A 13,537-nucleotide genomic window follows, 5' to 3' on the forward strand; every position below is an offset into this window, starting at 1 on the left:
ATTCCTTTCGAGTCCGGCTACGCGGCCATGTACAGCGACATGCGACGGCGACGCGTCGGGCTGCCGTCCTTGTCGTACATGCCCGTTTCCCCTGCCGCTTCGGTGAGCACGCGGACCGCGGTGTTGAGGTGACCGAGCATGCCCGACGCGACTTTTCGGGTGAGCTTGGACTGATGCCCGAGTTCGGCGGAGATGCGTTGCAGTTCGCGGCGCAACTTGAGCACCGTCAGTCCGGCCGCGCCGTTGCGGGCCGCGAGCTCCGAAAGTGTCGTCGCGCCGAGCTTGGCGAAGATCGCCTTGCGATGCTGTTCGAGCTTGCCGAGGCGGTTACGCAGGTCGCTCTGCTTCTTGTTGACCGCGAGGATCGGTTGAAGGTCCATCGCCTCGAGCGCGACGCGGTGTTCGGTGAGCAACGTGCCGAGTTCGCGGTACACGGCGATCTGTTGACGCAGCACACACTCCAGGTCGGCCAGTGCATTGGGGGCCGGCGGTTTTGTCGTTTGGGCGGGCATTACTTGAGTCGGTTGACGATCGATTCGGCGATGCTGTTGCCGGGGCCGTTGGCGAGCTTGCGGGCCTGGATTTCTTCAAGCATGCCGCGGAAGGCATTACCACCCGTACCGCCGTTGAGCATCCTGCTGGTTTCGCTGGTGAACGGCGTCTCGCGGGCTTCCTTAAGCATGGGCAGGAAGAACGTCTGCGCGACAAGTTCGCGGGCAACGGGCCGAATCCTGTCGGCGCTGAGTGAGGACGTGAGTGATGGGGTCACGGCGTTAGTTCTCGATGAGTTGGGCGTGAAGCCTGCCGGTGCGGTGCAGTTCCTTGATGATGGCGATGCGGTCCTCCGCACTCACCTTGAGCTGATCGAGACTTTCGAGCAGGTCGCGGAGCTTGGCACCACCGGCGTTCTCCGGATCGATGGCGACGAAATCGCGATCGACCTGCCGCGGTCGGCCGGGCGTCGGTGGAATGTCCGGCTCCATCGTGCTGATCGTCAGGCCCCTGTGGCTGATGATCACCGGGCTGATCGTGACCTCGCCGGTAATCGTGATCGTCCCGGTGCGGCTGTTGATCCGGACACGGGCCTCGCCGGTCGTCACAGGTACCGGCAACCGCTGAACCCGGCTCACGAAGTTGTTCGGGTTCGCGCGTTCGGCCGGCGGGATCGTCACGACAACGTTCTTGGCGTCGATCGCTGTCGCCCATTGCTGGCCGTCCTCGGAATCGTTGATCATCTTGGCAATGTTCGCGGTCATCCCCGGCGACGCCTCGGCGTGATTGACGATCAGAGTGAACTGGTTGTCGAAGACGTAGTCCGCGAGCATGTCGGCTTCCATGATCGCCCCGCCGCGGATGACGCCGACCGTCGGCGTGGCCGGGTCTTCGATCACGACGTTGCCACTGGCGAGCGCGAAGATGCCGCCCTCGGCCATCGGGCCTTGCAAAGGCGTGATGAATAGCCGACCGCCACGCAAACTCTCAGCCGCACCGATGGACTCGACGAAGATGTCGACCTTGTCGCCGTTGCGAGCGCCGGCCGGCGGAATCAGTGCCGTCACCGTCACCAAGGCAACGTTGTCGGCGTCCTGCAATTCGACGATGTCGGCACCGTTGTTGAACTTCTCGAGCATCGACGCCAACGGACGAATGGCGGGCAGGAAGTCGCCGCCGTCACCCGAGCCGTTGAGCCCGACGATCAGGCCCATGCCGACAAGCTGCTGCTCGCGCTGCCCGGCGAGCCGGGTGATGTCGGCGACACGCGTGGCAAAGGCGGATGACGTGACCGCGAAAGTCAGGAGGATGGCGAGGGTGCGGAGCATCTTTGGAGTTATCGGGCGTGAGCGGAGACCAGCGTTAGAAAGGGTTGAGCCAGTCGGTGAACCGTGGCAGCAGACCACGCTTGGTCGCGTCGCGGACGGTGCCCTCGGTGAACTTGCGCAGGTCCAAATCGCCAAGCTGGGTGCTGAGAATCGTGTTGTCGGCGGTGACGTCCTCGGCCCGGCAGATGCCGGTGAGCAGGAACAGTTGTTCATCGTCATCGGTGACGATTCGCTTGCGAGCGGCGACGACGAGATTGCCGTTGGGCTTGACGTCGATGACCTCGGCGGTGATGCGGGTCACGAAGTTGTCCTCGCGCTCGACACTGCCCTCGCCCTCGAACTCGCGGCTGCCGGACAGGTCGATCTCGGGCACCTCGCCGACCACCATGTTCTCGATCCCGAGCGGACCGAACGACGGACGAATGAATTGCGTGAGCGCGGCTTCGAGAGTTGCTTCCTTCTCGCTCTCGGCACTGCCTTCACTCTCGTGGCTGCTCGACTCACGGACGATGATCGTGACCAGGTCGTGCTTACGGAACAGCTTCGGCTCGGGCGGTGCGATGTTGAAGAAGCTCACCGCGGCGGCTTCGTCGGCGACCACCACGCCGGCAAGCTGTGCCCGGCGGCGCTCTTCGAGTTGCGTTCGCAGAAGCGAGCCGCCGTCGTCCGGCAAACGCGGATCACGCTCGGGAGGCTGCATCTGCGCGGCGTTGGTCTCGGAACCTTCGGGTACTTCACGCTCACCGGCCGGTTGGCTTTGTGCAAACATCGGAACGGTGATGGCGGCGGCGAGGATGATGGCGGGTTTCTGCATGGTGATTTACTCGGTGAGCGAGGCGGCACGATCGTCGACCGCGGCGGCCTGCGGGCCAGTGACGAACACGATGTAGTTGCGACGAGTCGCCTCGTCCCGAACGCGAATGGCCTGGCCGAGACTGCCCGTCTCGAGTGCCTTGGCGACGGTCTTGACGGCGATGCCGCCGTTACGAACCGAGACGCTGACGAACTGCCCACGCTCGACCAACGGGATCGGCCGGAGCATGTCGACCGTGAGCGCGATGCCTGCATCGAGGTCACGATCGGCCAGGACACCGGCGAGCTGATCCACGGTCGCAAAGTCACGTTTCACCGCGGTACGCAGGGCGATTCGCTCGCTGATCAGATCGTCGGGCTGAATGGTTGCGCCTTTGGAGATTGAACGTTGGAGCGTGAGTACGTCAACGTACCGGACGGCCCTGCCGGAAACGCTGTGCGTCTCGCTACGACCGTCGTGGCGGACGGTCACGTCCCATCGCACCGGGCCAACGCCACCACCACGACGAAGAGCAATGTCGAAATCGAACAACGCGGCGGGCAACTTCAGGATGTGTGCCGACTTCCCCGCATCCCACTCGACGCTGACCTGTTCGACGGATAAGCCGATACGCCGGGCGAAGTCGGCCAACAGAAGATCGTTGAGCGTCGCGGTGGGCTTGGTTTCCTCGGCGGGTTCGGCCCAGGCGGCCAGTGCGGCGTCCGCGTCGTAGGTCGTGTCGAGCCGGGTCACCGTGCAGGCCAACGCACCGGTGAATCGGAGCCTTGACGGCGCGATGCCTTCCCGGCGAAGTGCGTTGCGGACATCGTCGGCGGTGACTTCGAGGTACCGCCCCGGCGCGTCTGCAACGACGATGTCGGCAAGTGGCCGGAGCATCGGCTCGTCGGCCACGCTCCAACGCGCGACCTGCGCCAGACGGACTTCGTCGCCGACGAGGCGAACCTCGGAAGCAAGTTCCACCGACGCGGCGTCGGCTGCGACAACGAACGACTCGGCCCGTGCCATCGTCGCGGCAAGCAAAAGAACGATACAAAAAATGCGTGTACGCATGGCGAATTCCTTAGTAACGACGCAGGTTTCCGATGGTCTGCAGCGCCTGGTCGGCGGTCTGAATCGACTGACTGTTCAACTCGAACGCGCGTTGCGTTTTGATCAACGTGACCAGTTCCTTGACCGGGTCGACGTTCGACGACTCGAGGTGACGCTGGACCAGTTCGCCGGCACCGTTTTCCCTGGGCGGTGTCCGAATGGCGGAGCCGGAAGCTTCGGTTTCCTGGAAGAGAGAACCACCGAGAAGTCGCAATCCCTGCGGGTTGACGAAACGGAAGATCTCGATCTGGCCGATACTCGTCGGCGTGATTTCACCAGAGAGCAACACGCTCACCTCGCCATCCTGGCTGATGTTGATCGATCTGGGCACGATGTCGTCCGGCACGGTCACCTGGGGTTCGAGGCGATAGCCGTCACCGACACCCAGAACTAACGCACCGTCCGCGGCGCGGAAGAAGTTGCCGTTGCGGGTGTAGGCGGTGCCGTCGCCGACGTCGTCGGAAATCGACACGCGGAAAAAGCCGTCACCTTCGATGGCGACGTCCAGTTCGCGATCGGTCGGCTCCAGCGGACCCTGGGTCAGGTCCAGCGCCGTGTTGCTGATGGTGACACCGGCACCGACATAGATGCCACTGGGCGAGACGTCGCCCTGACGGTTGAGCGCCCCCGGGGCACGCTTCTCGACGTAGAGCAGGTCTTCAAAGTTGACCCGGCTGCGCTTGAACGCCGTCGTTTCGGCGTTGGCCAGGTTGTTGGCGATGACGTCGATCTGTGTCGACAGTCCCTTGAGTCCGGTCGCGGCGGAATGGAGTGCGGTGATGGCCATTTTGCTTGTTTTTCGTTGAAATTTCGGATTTCGAAGCGCTGGATTAGGAGATCTTGCCGACGGTGTTCACGAGCTTCTCGGTGGCGGTGTCCTGATATTGGATCATCCGCGCGTTGCCTTCGAGTTGACGTTGGGCGAGGAGCATGCGAGTCATTTCGACGGTCGGGTCGATGTTGGCGCGCTCGACGAAACCGCCGCGTAGCTCGGTGCCGTAGGAAAGCGTCAGGTCCGCGACATCGTCGACGCCGGTGAACTCGTTACCCCCTTCGGGACGGAGCGCGGCGGGGTTGTCCACTTCGAAGAAACCGATGCGGGCGATGGGGTAAGAGTTCGCGTCGGTGATCGAGCCGTCCTTGTTGATGTTCAGCTTGGACAGCGGCACACCGGCGAGATCGATCGGCTTGCCCTCGTGATCGAGGACGAAGCGCGGGAAAGCGTTGTTGGTCGTGAGGTAGCCTTCCTCGCTGATCTGGAAACCACCGTCGCGGGTGAGACGCAGATCAGAACCGTCAGCCTCGGAGGTCGCCAGGAAACCGGGGCCGAGCAGTGCGACATCGAGTTTGTTGCCGGTCGGCTCGAACGCGCCCTGGGAAAGGTCGAGAATGGTCGGCCCCATCCACGGGCCACCGCCGATGCGGTTGCGACCCGTCGTGTCCGTGACATCGGCGGGACGGCGTTCGGTGACCGTGGCGAGTGTCCGCTTGAAGCCTGCGGTTTCGAGGTTCGCCAGGTTGTTGGCGATCAGGTCGACCCGCTGGGCAGCGTGGGTCATGCCGGCCGCCGAGAGATAGGTGCCGTAGCTGCTCATGCCGCCCCCCGCTTGGCACGCTCGTTCTCAAGCGTCCGCGAAGCAACGGCGATCGAGAGCAACAACGGGCCGGCAGCCGGTTCGCCCTCGTCCTCGAACCCGGACTTACAGCAATCGGCGAGCTGTTGGGTCAAATCCTCGTGAGCCAACCGACGCGCCACGGCGACAATCCGCTCGCCGAGGTTCAGCGCTTCCCAGCCCGGGATGCCTTCGATGTTCGATTCGGTGCGTTCGTCCACGAGTGGTGTTATCGGAAGGGCCGATAACGACCTGCAAGATGGCAGGCACAATCACCCACAAACCGCTCTCCGACAATCACTTACGCGATTATCAATAAACCATGCCGGAGGCGCAACTGCTGCGGAAGCGGGCGCAGCATTTGCGCACCGGGAAGAACCGAGCAGGTCACTGGGTCAACGACTCGATGAGCTCGACACGCTGCTGGACCGGCAGCTTGCGCATCACCACCGTGACGGCTTGCTCGGTGATCTCGATCGACTCAATCCGCACCGGCATCCAACCGCTCCGCCCCTCATCGACGGGCAGCATCAGCACCGCGTCCACGGGCGCTTCGTCCAACAAAGCCTGCGCGACTTTTCCATGCACCGCAGCCGCCGCTGCGTCGTTGGCGAGGTCGTTCGGCTGAAGCTCGGCATCGCGGACCCAACGCGGCATTTTCCGGCGCAACTCGCGCAAGCCGGGCTCACGGTACTGATCCAGCAACGTCTTCGGCAGCGGCAAACGGCCGCCGCGGAGGCTGACGATTTCGCCGACGAGTAGGTCGTCTTCCACCGCGACTTCCGCCGTGATCGACACGACACGGTCCAACTTCACCGCCCGGCCGGCCAACGTGATCCGCCCCTCGGTCAGTTCGATGACCGGGGCCTCGAGGCGGTCGGTCAAAGCCTTGGCCACGTCGAACGTCGACTTGCCCTGCAACGCACCGTTGAGTTGCGCTTCGCTGAGTGTCAGCGTGATCGCGTCGTCCGCCGTCCGGGCACGGTGGGCTTGGTTGACCGCACTTGCCGCGTTAATGATCGCCGAGTCGGGGCTTGCCGCCGACGTCCGATTACGTTCCAACGCCTCGGCGTACCAGTCCGGTTCGTTGCCCAACGCCCACCAAACGGCACCGATCCCCCCGACCGCGAACAGTCCGAGAACCGCGACCACCAGGAGTATGCGTCGAATCCAGCGCTTCATGCCGATAGCAACCGTAGCCGCATGGTCAGTTCGTCGCCAATAGCACAGAACCCGCAGGCCGATGCACCACAGAGTGCGCTGCGCAAGCTGCGGGAGCAGGAGCGCCGTCGGCTGCGGGGCGAGTTCGAGGTGCCGGCCGACCGGGCCGGGGAGCGGGACGTCGAGTTCATCCTGCCGCATCTGGCCACGTCACCGACCCTGGCCCGCAACTTCGCCGTCATGGTCGCCGAGCGGCTCGACGGAGGCACCCTGCCTTACGACAACCGCCTGCAACTTCTGGCCCACGCTCAGAAGGTTGGCCTACGGATCTTCGAAGCCAACCTGATCATCGCCGCCGTCCAGCACAACGCGCCCACGCTCAAGCTGGTGCAACCTGATCCGCCAAGCCGGCGCAAGGCCGACAAGGGCGAATGCAGTTGGATCAGCAAGTGGTGGAAGCCGATCGTCGTGGTGTTGCTGCTGGAAGTGGCGGCCGTGGTGGCGTGGCTTTCGTGGCGGTGACGGTTCAGCGGGCCGTTCCGATGAGCCAAGCGACGTAATCGCCGGGAAGTCTGGTCAACAGGTAGAACGCCGGCACCACCAACAACCACGCACCGATGTAAAGCACCAGCGCCGGCTTGAATCCGATCCGACCGATGAAGGCGGGCTTCAACAACGTGAAGAGCCCGACCACCAGCGGCACGCCGAACGACGTGGCAAACAGTGCAAGGAACGTTAGCCAACGGGCGATCGACATAACCAACGAACCTTGGTCAACCTGGCCGTGCTCGAGCACCCATCCGTTGTGTGTCGTCTGCCAGTACAGGAGCCCGACCACGGCAAACATGATCCAAGCCGGCGTGGCCGTCACGGCGAATCTGATCATGGTGTCGCGAACCGTCAGCGGCGGCTCGGCGCCTTTCGCGGGTCCGGCCGAACGCCTTCTCACGCCGCGACCTTGCGGGTGTACACCCACCATTCGACGATGAGGAAAAGCCCGGCGGCGGCGGTGAGCCACCACCACCATTCGAGCCGGCTCAGCCGACTACCGCCCTCGACGGTGGCACCCACGCCGCCGGGGGGGAGTTCGCTGGGCGCGATGGCTGACTCGCTGGCGCTGAGCAGGTTGACGGCGAGACGTTCAAACTGCGGCACGGCCGGCTCCAACGTGTAGAGCCCGACGTTTTCCAGCGGATCGAGCACCAGATCGCCGGCTTCGGGAACGTCCTTGTCGAGGTCGCCGTCCGGGCCGTTGACGGTGATGCGGTCTGGGTTGCCGGCGCGGTCGATGTTGCTGCGTGGCAAGCGCGGGTTGGTGCCCGGCGGGATCGACTGCCGCACGGCCAGGTCCGAGCCGACCGCGAGGAACTTGATCGCGTTGTGCAGGAAGACTGGGAAGGTGACGTTGGTCGGCCAGTTGGACTCGTACACGTCGAAGCCGACCAGCGTGGTCCGACCGCCCTGTCGATGGAGCACTAGCATCGGCCCCTTGATGCCTTCGAGCAGCACCGTCGCATCCAGCGGCACCGACCACATCGGCGTCTCCGCGGCGTACAGCTTGCCCATGTTCAGTCCCGCGAGCATCGGATTGTCGCGGTCCCAGTCGAGCACCAGTTGCTCCTGCGCGAAAAGCCGTTCGCCGTTCTCGTTGGTCGCCTGGATCAGCTCCGATCCTTCCGGCGGCGTGCCGCCGAGGAAGACGAAGTTCCCTGACGCTGGCAACGCTTGCGGTGAGAATCGGTCGAAAAAGATCACGTCGTAATCGAGCACGCCGTCGGGGGCATACTCGGCAAGCCCGATGTAAGTCGGCTCCTCGATGTTGAGCGCGGCGAGGGCTTTCTCCAGGAAGTAATTGCCGTCGGTCACGACCAACACGTTGAGCGGCCGCGGCGGCGGGACGAACACGTACGCCTGATCGTCGGCGGAGAGGACATCGCCGTCATTGTTGATCAGCTCCAGCCGGATCGTCGCGGCGGTGGTCAGGTCCAGCGTGAACTCCACCGCATCGCGCTGCGGCGTGCCCTCCTCGTCGATGGCTGCTTGCAGCGCTTCGCCATCGAGAGATGCCGGATAAACATATAGGTTGCCGTCGATGTCGCGGGTCTGCCAGTTGTCCTCGGCGGGGTTCTCTGAGTTGAGCGTGGAGACGCTCATGCGGACGTTGGCGGTCGACTTCTCGGGGCCGAAGTTGGCCAGGCGAGCGAAGACCTGCACCTCGGTCGGCCGATCGAAGTTCCGCCGGGCATCGAGCGCGACGATGCCGAGGTTGGGCGAGTCGTCCTTGCCCAGAGCGGTGTAGCGGAGGTTGCCCTGGAGCGAGAGTTCCTGGCCATCGCCGGCGTTGCCGTCGGAATAGAGGAACACATCAATCGGTGTCAGATCCGACCGAAGGTTGTCCGGATCGAACGCCATCTGCGCGTCGGCCAGTTTGTACGCCGGCTCAAGATTGGTGAAGCGGTCGGTCGGCTCGATGCCGCGGATCGCCGCCCGCAGTGCCCCAGCGTCGGCGGTGAACGGCTGGAGGATCTCCGCCGTGTCATCGAACGCGATCACCATCGCGACGTCGCCCCGGCCCATCGTGTCGACCAGCGCCAGCGCCTGGTCCTTCGCATCGTCGAGCCGGCTGCCTGTCTCGCCGTCGTTGGCGTTCATACTGGCCGAGCGGTCGATGAGGATGACGGACTTGTCCCCCGCCGTGGCCCGCACGTTGCTCACCGGCCGACTCAGCGCGAAGAGCAGCAGGAACAGCAGCAGCAGTTGCAAGAGCAACAGCAGGTTTCGCCGCAGCCGTTGGAACGGGCTGTTGACCTGCAGGTCCTGCACGGCCTTCTTCCACAGCAGCGTCGACGACACATAAGCCGGCTGCCGACGGAGCTTGAGGAAGTACAGGATGAGCAACAACGGCACCGCCACGGCGGCGGCGATGGCGGCGGTGGTGAAGTTCAGGAACTGCGGAAACATAAGCGTGCCCGACCGATGCTACCGACTCGGGCAGCGTCGCCCAAACCGATCATGCTTCAACCGGCTCGGAGTTGCGATCGTCCTCGGCGACGGGTTTCTTCTTACCCCGGCCGACGACCTGGACCAGTTCCTTGAGTCGGGCCGGCATGAACACGGCAAACGCCCCGACGGCAAGTCCGCCGAAGACCGCAACGACCACGGCGAGCCGTACGGCCGCGGGCAGTTCCGCCATGAACTGGTAATCGAGGGTCAGCGTTAGTGCCGCCGCGATTCCGGTGATCGCGAGCGGGCCACTCGCTCCCCGATAGAAAATCATCGGCGACATCCCCATTGCCCGAAGCGACACGGTCGTCGCGATGATGCCCACGAGCCACCGATAGCCGCCGACGCACAGCGCGATGTTGGTCAAGCCACCGAGCCGGCAGCCGATGTAGGCGACCAACAAGGTCCCAATGGCGTCGGCGGACAGGATGGCTGTTCGGATGATCCATCGGCCCCGCGCTTCGAGTAGCGAGTTGCCGATGACCGAAATCGACCGGGTTGCCGTCGCGAACGACAACGCCTGGACGACAATGATGGCGGCTTGCCACTTCTCGCCCCAGACCAACGTGAGCCCCGGCGCCGCCGATACGGCCAGCAAACATCCCGACAGAGCTGAAAGCAACGTCAGCAAACGGAACGAACGCTCGACACCCTTTTCCAATCGAGGCTGATCGTCGATGATGTGGCTGAACGTCGGAGCAAGAACCCGGCCAAGACTCCCAATGAGCATGGACGCGAACGCGATCGAGAGTTGGAAACCAAACGTGTAGAAGCCGAGCAACTGCTCATCGTCGGTCGTCATCCGGCCGATCACAAGGAAGTCGCCTTGCATGATCAGCGCCGTGGCGATTGCCCCGAGCATGACCCAGCCACCATCGCGGAGGATCTCGATCATCGGGCCGAGTACTGGCTCGGTCGTCGGTGGGAGCTTGCCAGCACGGTGACGATACATCACCGCCTCGACGAAAAGCGACGCGCCGTACCCCACGATGAAACACGCCGGCGACGCCCACACCGCCGCCACCGCAATCATGGTCAGCGCTCGAACGAAGTTCACGATCGTCGTCGTCTTGGCTATGAACCCAAAGTGCAGATCGAGCGATACCTTCACCTGATAAACGGAGTTACCAAGTCCGACAAACATCGCGCAGCACATCAGTAAAAGCAGGTCCCTGAGCTTGGGCTGCTCGTAGTAGCTGGCGAACACCGGGCTCAGCGCACCAATGAGTGTGATGGCGAGCAGGTTCGACCCGACAACCAAGTACAGCGCCGGCCGGGCCAGGCGGTCGAACTCCTTCTTGCGGGCGATGAGGACACGGTGTATCGACGACTCACGCAACACCGCAAAAATCGCAACGCAGCCGAGCACCAATGCCCACAACGTAAAGTCCTCGGGCAGGAGCAGAACGCCGAGCACGATCTGGCTACCGAGCGAGAGGAGCCGCGAGAGGATCGCTGCCACGGCTGCGAACTTCGCACCGCGAATGGCGGTCTGGCCATAGGTTTTGCCGGCGGAATCGGTCGGGCCGGCGGTTGAATCGGACACGAGCGGACTGTATCAACCCCTGCCCATGAACAAACCGCCCGGAGCAAATCGTCCCTCGGGCAAACTGGCCGATACCCTCGATGGCCCACACCCGACCGCATGAACGCTCAGCCGACCCCATCCAAACGCATCCACCTCCACGGCTGCTACCACACCGGCAACTTTGGCGACCTGCTGCTGCTTGACCTGCTCGCAAGACATGTAAACCGAACCCATCACCAACGGCCGACCGACCTGTTTCCGCCCGTCGAAGATCACCATCACTTCGGCGTCGAGACAGTCGACATCGGCAAGGGTCCGCGTACCGCGTTCTCGACCGATGTCGCTGTCTTAGGTGGCGGCGGCTACCTCGTGGCATCGGAATCCAAATCCGCGATCCGCCGACTGCTGCGATACTCGGTACCGGCCCATATCTGGCAACTGCGTGGAGTGCCGTACGCCGTGGTAGGCGTGGGTGCGGGACCGAGCCTTGCAGGTGCCGCGCCTCGGCGAATACGCCGCATCCTCAAAGGTGCGACGGCCATCTGTCCGCGTGATCAGGAAAGTGCCGACCTACTCGCGTCCATCGGCGTCGACCGCGACCGGATGGAAGTAACCGCCGACATCGTCATGTCGCTCACACCTGACCAGATCCCTGCGGGAATCGATGACGCGACCGACGAACAGGTCCAGCGCGAATCTGATCGCAAGCGGATTGCGATGCATCTCCCGTTGCGTGGTTCGCACCCCGACGCCTACCAGCGAATTCTCGAGCTCGTCGGTGACGAACTTCGCGGACGTGATGACGTGGAGGTCTATTGGCTTTTCGATCACGGCTTCGACGGCAACGATGACACGATCCGGCAGTTCCATAACGAACACCACATACCGGGCGGCAAGATCATCGCCGAGCGACACATCTGGAAGTTCGTCGAACTGCTCCGTCGGTTCAACATGGTGATCACGAGCAAGCTGCACGTCGGGATCGTGTCGTGGGCGATGGGTACGCCGACGTGTGGGCTCTCGGCCCACGGCAAAACCCGCCGCTTCTACCGGCAGATCGGCCGGCTCGACTTTCAACAGAATCTCGACGAAGACCTCGACAAAGTCCGCACTTGGGTACGCATGCTTCTCGACGACGACCCACAGTTGGCCAGCGAAGATGTCGACGCACGTGTGGAGCTCCCCCGCTTGGCCCGACGAAACTTCGAAGTTGCCGACGAAGTGATTCGCAGCGTCGGCTAGGCGTCGAACTTCATGCCGGCGTCCGCTGCGGGCTTGCCGGTCATCATGTTGCGAAACAGGTGCAAGTGTCGCTGGAACGTGGCGGTCGCGCTGTAGTCCGTCTCGATCAACGTTCGGCAAGCGGCCGAGGCTGCTTGCCATGTTTCGTTGTTTTGTAAGTACCCCGCCGCCGCGTCGGCGATGTCGGCGGCATCGAAGTCGACGAATCGGCCGGTGACGCCGTCGGTGATCAGGTCAGTAATCCCACTGATTCGCGTACCGATGCTCGGCACACCGCACGCCATTGCCTCGAGCATCGCGTTGGGCATGCCCTCGGCGTGACTGGGCAGGCAAAACAGGTCGGCTGCAGCGTAGAACGGAGCGGGGTCTTCGTGGAAACCGACGAAATGCACCAGATCGCCGATGTCTGCTGCCGCAACCTGCGCGCGAAGGCCTTTGCAATATTCGGCATCGCTCTCGGGCCCAAGGAGGACGGCCTGTGCATCGATACCGCGCTGCTTGAGCAGGTCGATCGCGCCGATGACGAGATCCGCCCGCTTGCGATGCAAGATCGTGCCAGAAATCAGCAAGGTGGGCCGGTCCGGTAACGCCAGCGCCTCCCGGGCCGCCCGGCGACCGTCGGCGTCGACCGGCCGAAACCGCTCGGTATCGCAGCCGTTGGGAATCCACGCGACACGCTCGGGATCCACACCAAACCCCAGACACTCGTCGACGATCGACCGGCTGATGCAAATGACCGCCGAAAGCCCGTTGAGCGCTTCACGCCGACGCTCGGCCGAGCGGAACAGTCGGTGATGCAACGTTCCCTTCACGCGGAAATCGGCATTGTGCGTCAAAGGCTTGACGCATGCTGGCACACCCATCCGCTCGGCGGTCAAAGCCGGCGCTAGCGCGATGTGATAGCCGCTCAAAGCGTGCATCACGTCGTAGTTCTTGATGTGTTCGCGGACCCAACGTTTGCCGGCCCGAATGAACCGCAACTGGCCCAGTCGCGTACCGAAGGTCGGCAGTTCGTATTCCTCGTGAAACAGCGCCTGCCGGGTTTGCGTCGGATAGGCGTGAACGAGCGTAAGCCGGACGGCATCGGGATAAGCCTGCTGTCCTGCGGTGTAGAGCCGAAATGCACTCGTGCCGGGCCCGCCGTAGTGCAAGCCGGCCCCTTTCGTACTCCAGAGCACCACCCGGAGCGTCGATGCATGATGGTCGGGCGGGCCGGAGGCCCGATGGCCACTTGGCAGCTGGTCGATCGTTGATTGTTCAGTGGCCG

The 13,537-nt window shown here is 63.6% G+C and carries 15 protein-coding genes; 2 read left to right on the top strand and 13 right to left on the bottom strand.

Annotated features, from left to right (window positions below):
• Positions 1-17 precede the first annotated feature (17 nt).
• The 9 genes from AAGD32_00600 to AAGD32_00640 all read right to left on the bottom strand — a co-directional run bounded on the left by AAGD32_00600 (position 18) and on the right by AAGD32_00640 (position 6,518).
• Positions 18-512, bottom strand: a complete 495-nt coding sequence (locus AAGD32_00600) for a flagellar protein FlgN (protein MEM8872731.1) — start codon at positions 510-512, stop codon at positions 18-20.
• On the bottom strand, positions 512-769 hold the full coding sequence (locus AAGD32_00605) for a rod-binding protein (protein MEM8872732.1): 258 nt from the start codon (positions 767-769) through the stop codon (positions 512-514). The genes AAGD32_00600 and AAGD32_00605 overlap by 1 nt, the downstream gene beginning before the upstream one ends.
• 4 nt (positions 770-773) lie before the next feature.
• Positions 774-1,820: a flagellar basal body P-ring protein FlgI gene (locus AAGD32_00610; GenBank protein ID MEM8872733.1), complete on the bottom strand. Its 1,047-nt coding sequence runs from the start codon at positions 1,818-1,820 to the stop codon at positions 774-776.
• Between the two features lie 34 nt (positions 1,821-1,854).
• A complete protein-coding gene (locus AAGD32_00615) occupies positions 1,855-2,634 on the bottom strand; it encodes a flagellar basal body L-ring protein FlgH (GenBank protein MEM8872734.1) in 780 nt (259 codons plus the stop codon).
• Between the two features lie 6 nt (positions 2,635-2,640).
• Positions 2,641-3,684, bottom strand: a complete 1,044-nt coding sequence (flgA, locus tag AAGD32_00620; protein ID MEM8872735.1) for a flagellar basal body P-ring formation chaperone FlgA — start codon at positions 3,682-3,684, stop codon at positions 2,641-2,643.
• Positions 3,685-3,694: 10 nt separating this feature from the next.
• Entirely contained in the window at positions 3,695-4,510 is an 816-nt protein-coding gene (flgG, locus tag AAGD32_00625) for a flagellar basal-body rod protein FlgG (protein MEM8872736.1), read from the bottom strand.
• 43 nt (positions 4,511-4,553) lie between these two features.
• Positions 4,554-5,318 (bottom strand): flagellar hook-basal body protein, encoded by a 765-nt coding sequence (locus tag AAGD32_00630; protein ID MEM8872737.1) that lies wholly within the window; start codon positions 5,316-5,318, stop codon positions 4,554-4,556.
• Positions 5,315-5,557: a hypothetical protein gene (locus AAGD32_00635; protein ID MEM8872738.1), complete on the bottom strand. Its 243-nt coding sequence runs from the start codon at positions 5,555-5,557 to the stop codon at positions 5,315-5,317. The genes AAGD32_00630 and AAGD32_00635 overlap by 4 nt, the downstream gene beginning before the upstream one ends.
• A gap of 166 nt (positions 5,558-5,723) precedes the next feature.
• The gene (locus AAGD32_00640) at positions 5,724-6,518 is read right to left on the bottom strand and encodes a hypothetical protein (GenBank protein MEM8872739.1); all 795 of its coding nucleotides are present in this window, start codon (positions 6,516-6,518) and stop codon (positions 5,724-5,726) included.
• Positions 6,519-6,539: 21 nt separating this feature from the next.
• On the opposite strand from AAGD32_00640, the gene AAGD32_00645 reads away from it, so the two are divergent.
• Positions 6,540-7,019 (top strand): hypothetical protein, encoded by a 480-nt coding sequence (locus AAGD32_00645; GenBank protein ID MEM8872740.1) that lies wholly within the window; start codon positions 6,540-6,542, stop codon positions 7,017-7,019.
• Positions 7,020-7,023: 4 nt separating this feature from the next.
• Here AAGD32_00645 and AAGD32_00650 read toward each other — a convergent pair whose 3' ends face one another.
• From AAGD32_00650 to AAGD32_00660, 3 genes are read right to left on the bottom strand one after another with little or no spacing between them, the layout of a single operon-like run.
• Positions 7,024-7,383, bottom strand: coding sequence for a hypothetical protein (locus AAGD32_00650; protein MEM8872741.1), 360 nt, complete (start codon positions 7,381-7,383; stop codon positions 7,024-7,026).
• A 59-nt stretch (positions 7,384-7,442) separates the two neighbouring features.
• Complete coding sequence (locus AAGD32_00655) at positions 7,443-9,458, bottom strand: VWA domain-containing protein (GenBank protein MEM8872742.1); 2,016 nt, start codon at positions 9,456-9,458, stop codon at positions 7,443-7,445.
• A gap of 49 nt (positions 9,459-9,507) precedes the next feature.
• Entirely contained in the window at positions 9,508-11,046 is a 1,539-nt protein-coding gene (locus tag AAGD32_00660) for an oligosaccharide flippase family protein (protein MEM8872743.1), read from the bottom strand.
• A 99-nt stretch (positions 11,047-11,145) separates the two neighbouring features.
• Between AAGD32_00660 and AAGD32_00665 the strand changes: the two genes are divergently transcribed.
• Positions 11,146-12,270: a polysaccharide pyruvyl transferase family protein gene (locus AAGD32_00665; GenBank protein ID MEM8872744.1), complete on the top strand. Its 1,125-nt coding sequence runs from the start codon at positions 11,146-11,148 to the stop codon at positions 12,268-12,270.
• Here the strand turns inward: AAGD32_00665 and AAGD32_00670 are convergent.
• Positions 12,267-13,448: a glycosyltransferase family 4 protein gene (locus AAGD32_00670; GenBank protein ID MEM8872745.1), complete on the bottom strand. Its 1,182-nt coding sequence runs from the start codon at positions 13,446-13,448 to the stop codon at positions 12,267-12,269. The two genes, AAGD32_00665 and AAGD32_00670, sit on opposite strands and share 4 nt — an antisense overlap.
• Positions 13,449-13,537 lie beyond the last annotated feature (89 nt).

The sequence above is a fragment of the Planctomycetota bacterium genome (assembly GCA_039182125.1).
GTDB lineage: Bacteria > Planctomycetota > Phycisphaerae > Tepidisphaerales > Tepidisphaeraceae > JBCDCH01.

What these genes read in the sequence shown, in the direction of transcription:
- flgA (MEM8872735.1), bottom strand. Translation starts at nt 3,684, where the DNA reads ATGCGTACACGCATTTTTTGTATCGTTCTTTTGCTTGCCGCGACGATG.
- AAGD32_00610 (MEM8872733.1), bottom strand. Translation starts at nt 1,820, where the DNA reads ATGCTCCGCACCCTCGCCATCCTCCTGACTTTCGCGGTCACGTCATCC.
- AAGD32_00645 (MEM8872740.1), top strand. Translation starts at nt 6,540, where the DNA reads ATGGTCAGTTCGTCGCCAATAGCACAGAACCCGCAGGCCGATGCACCA.
- AAGD32_00615 (MEM8872734.1), bottom strand. Translation starts at nt 2,634, where the DNA reads ATGCAGAAACCCGCCATCATCCTCGCCGCCGCCATCACCGTTCCGATG.
- flgG (MEM8872736.1), bottom strand. Translation starts at nt 4,510, where the DNA reads ATGGCCATCACCGCACTCCATTCCGCCGCGACCGGACTCAAGGGACTG.
- AAGD32_00650 (MEM8872741.1), bottom strand. Translation starts at nt 7,383, where the DNA reads ATGATCAGATTCGCCGTGACGGCCACGCCGGCTTGGATCATGTTTGCC.
- AAGD32_00665 (MEM8872744.1), top strand. Translation starts at nt 11,146, where the DNA reads ATGAACGCTCAGCCGACCCCATCCAAACGCATCCACCTCCACGGCTGC.
- AAGD32_00600 (MEM8872731.1), bottom strand. Translation starts at nt 512, where the DNA reads ATGCCCGCCCAAACGACAAAACCGCCGGCCCCCAATGCACTGGCCGAC.
- AAGD32_00655 (MEM8872742.1), bottom strand. Translation starts at nt 9,458, where the DNA reads ATGTTTCCGCAGTTCCTGAACTTCACCACCGCCGCCATCGCCGCCGCC.
- AAGD32_00640 (MEM8872739.1), bottom strand. Translation starts at nt 6,518, where the DNA reads ATGAAGCGCTGGATTCGACGCATACTCCTGGTGGTCGCGGTTCTCGGA.
- AAGD32_00630 (MEM8872737.1), bottom strand. Translation starts at nt 5,318, where the DNA reads ATGAGCAGCTACGGCACCTATCTCTCGGCGGCCGGCATGACCCACGCT.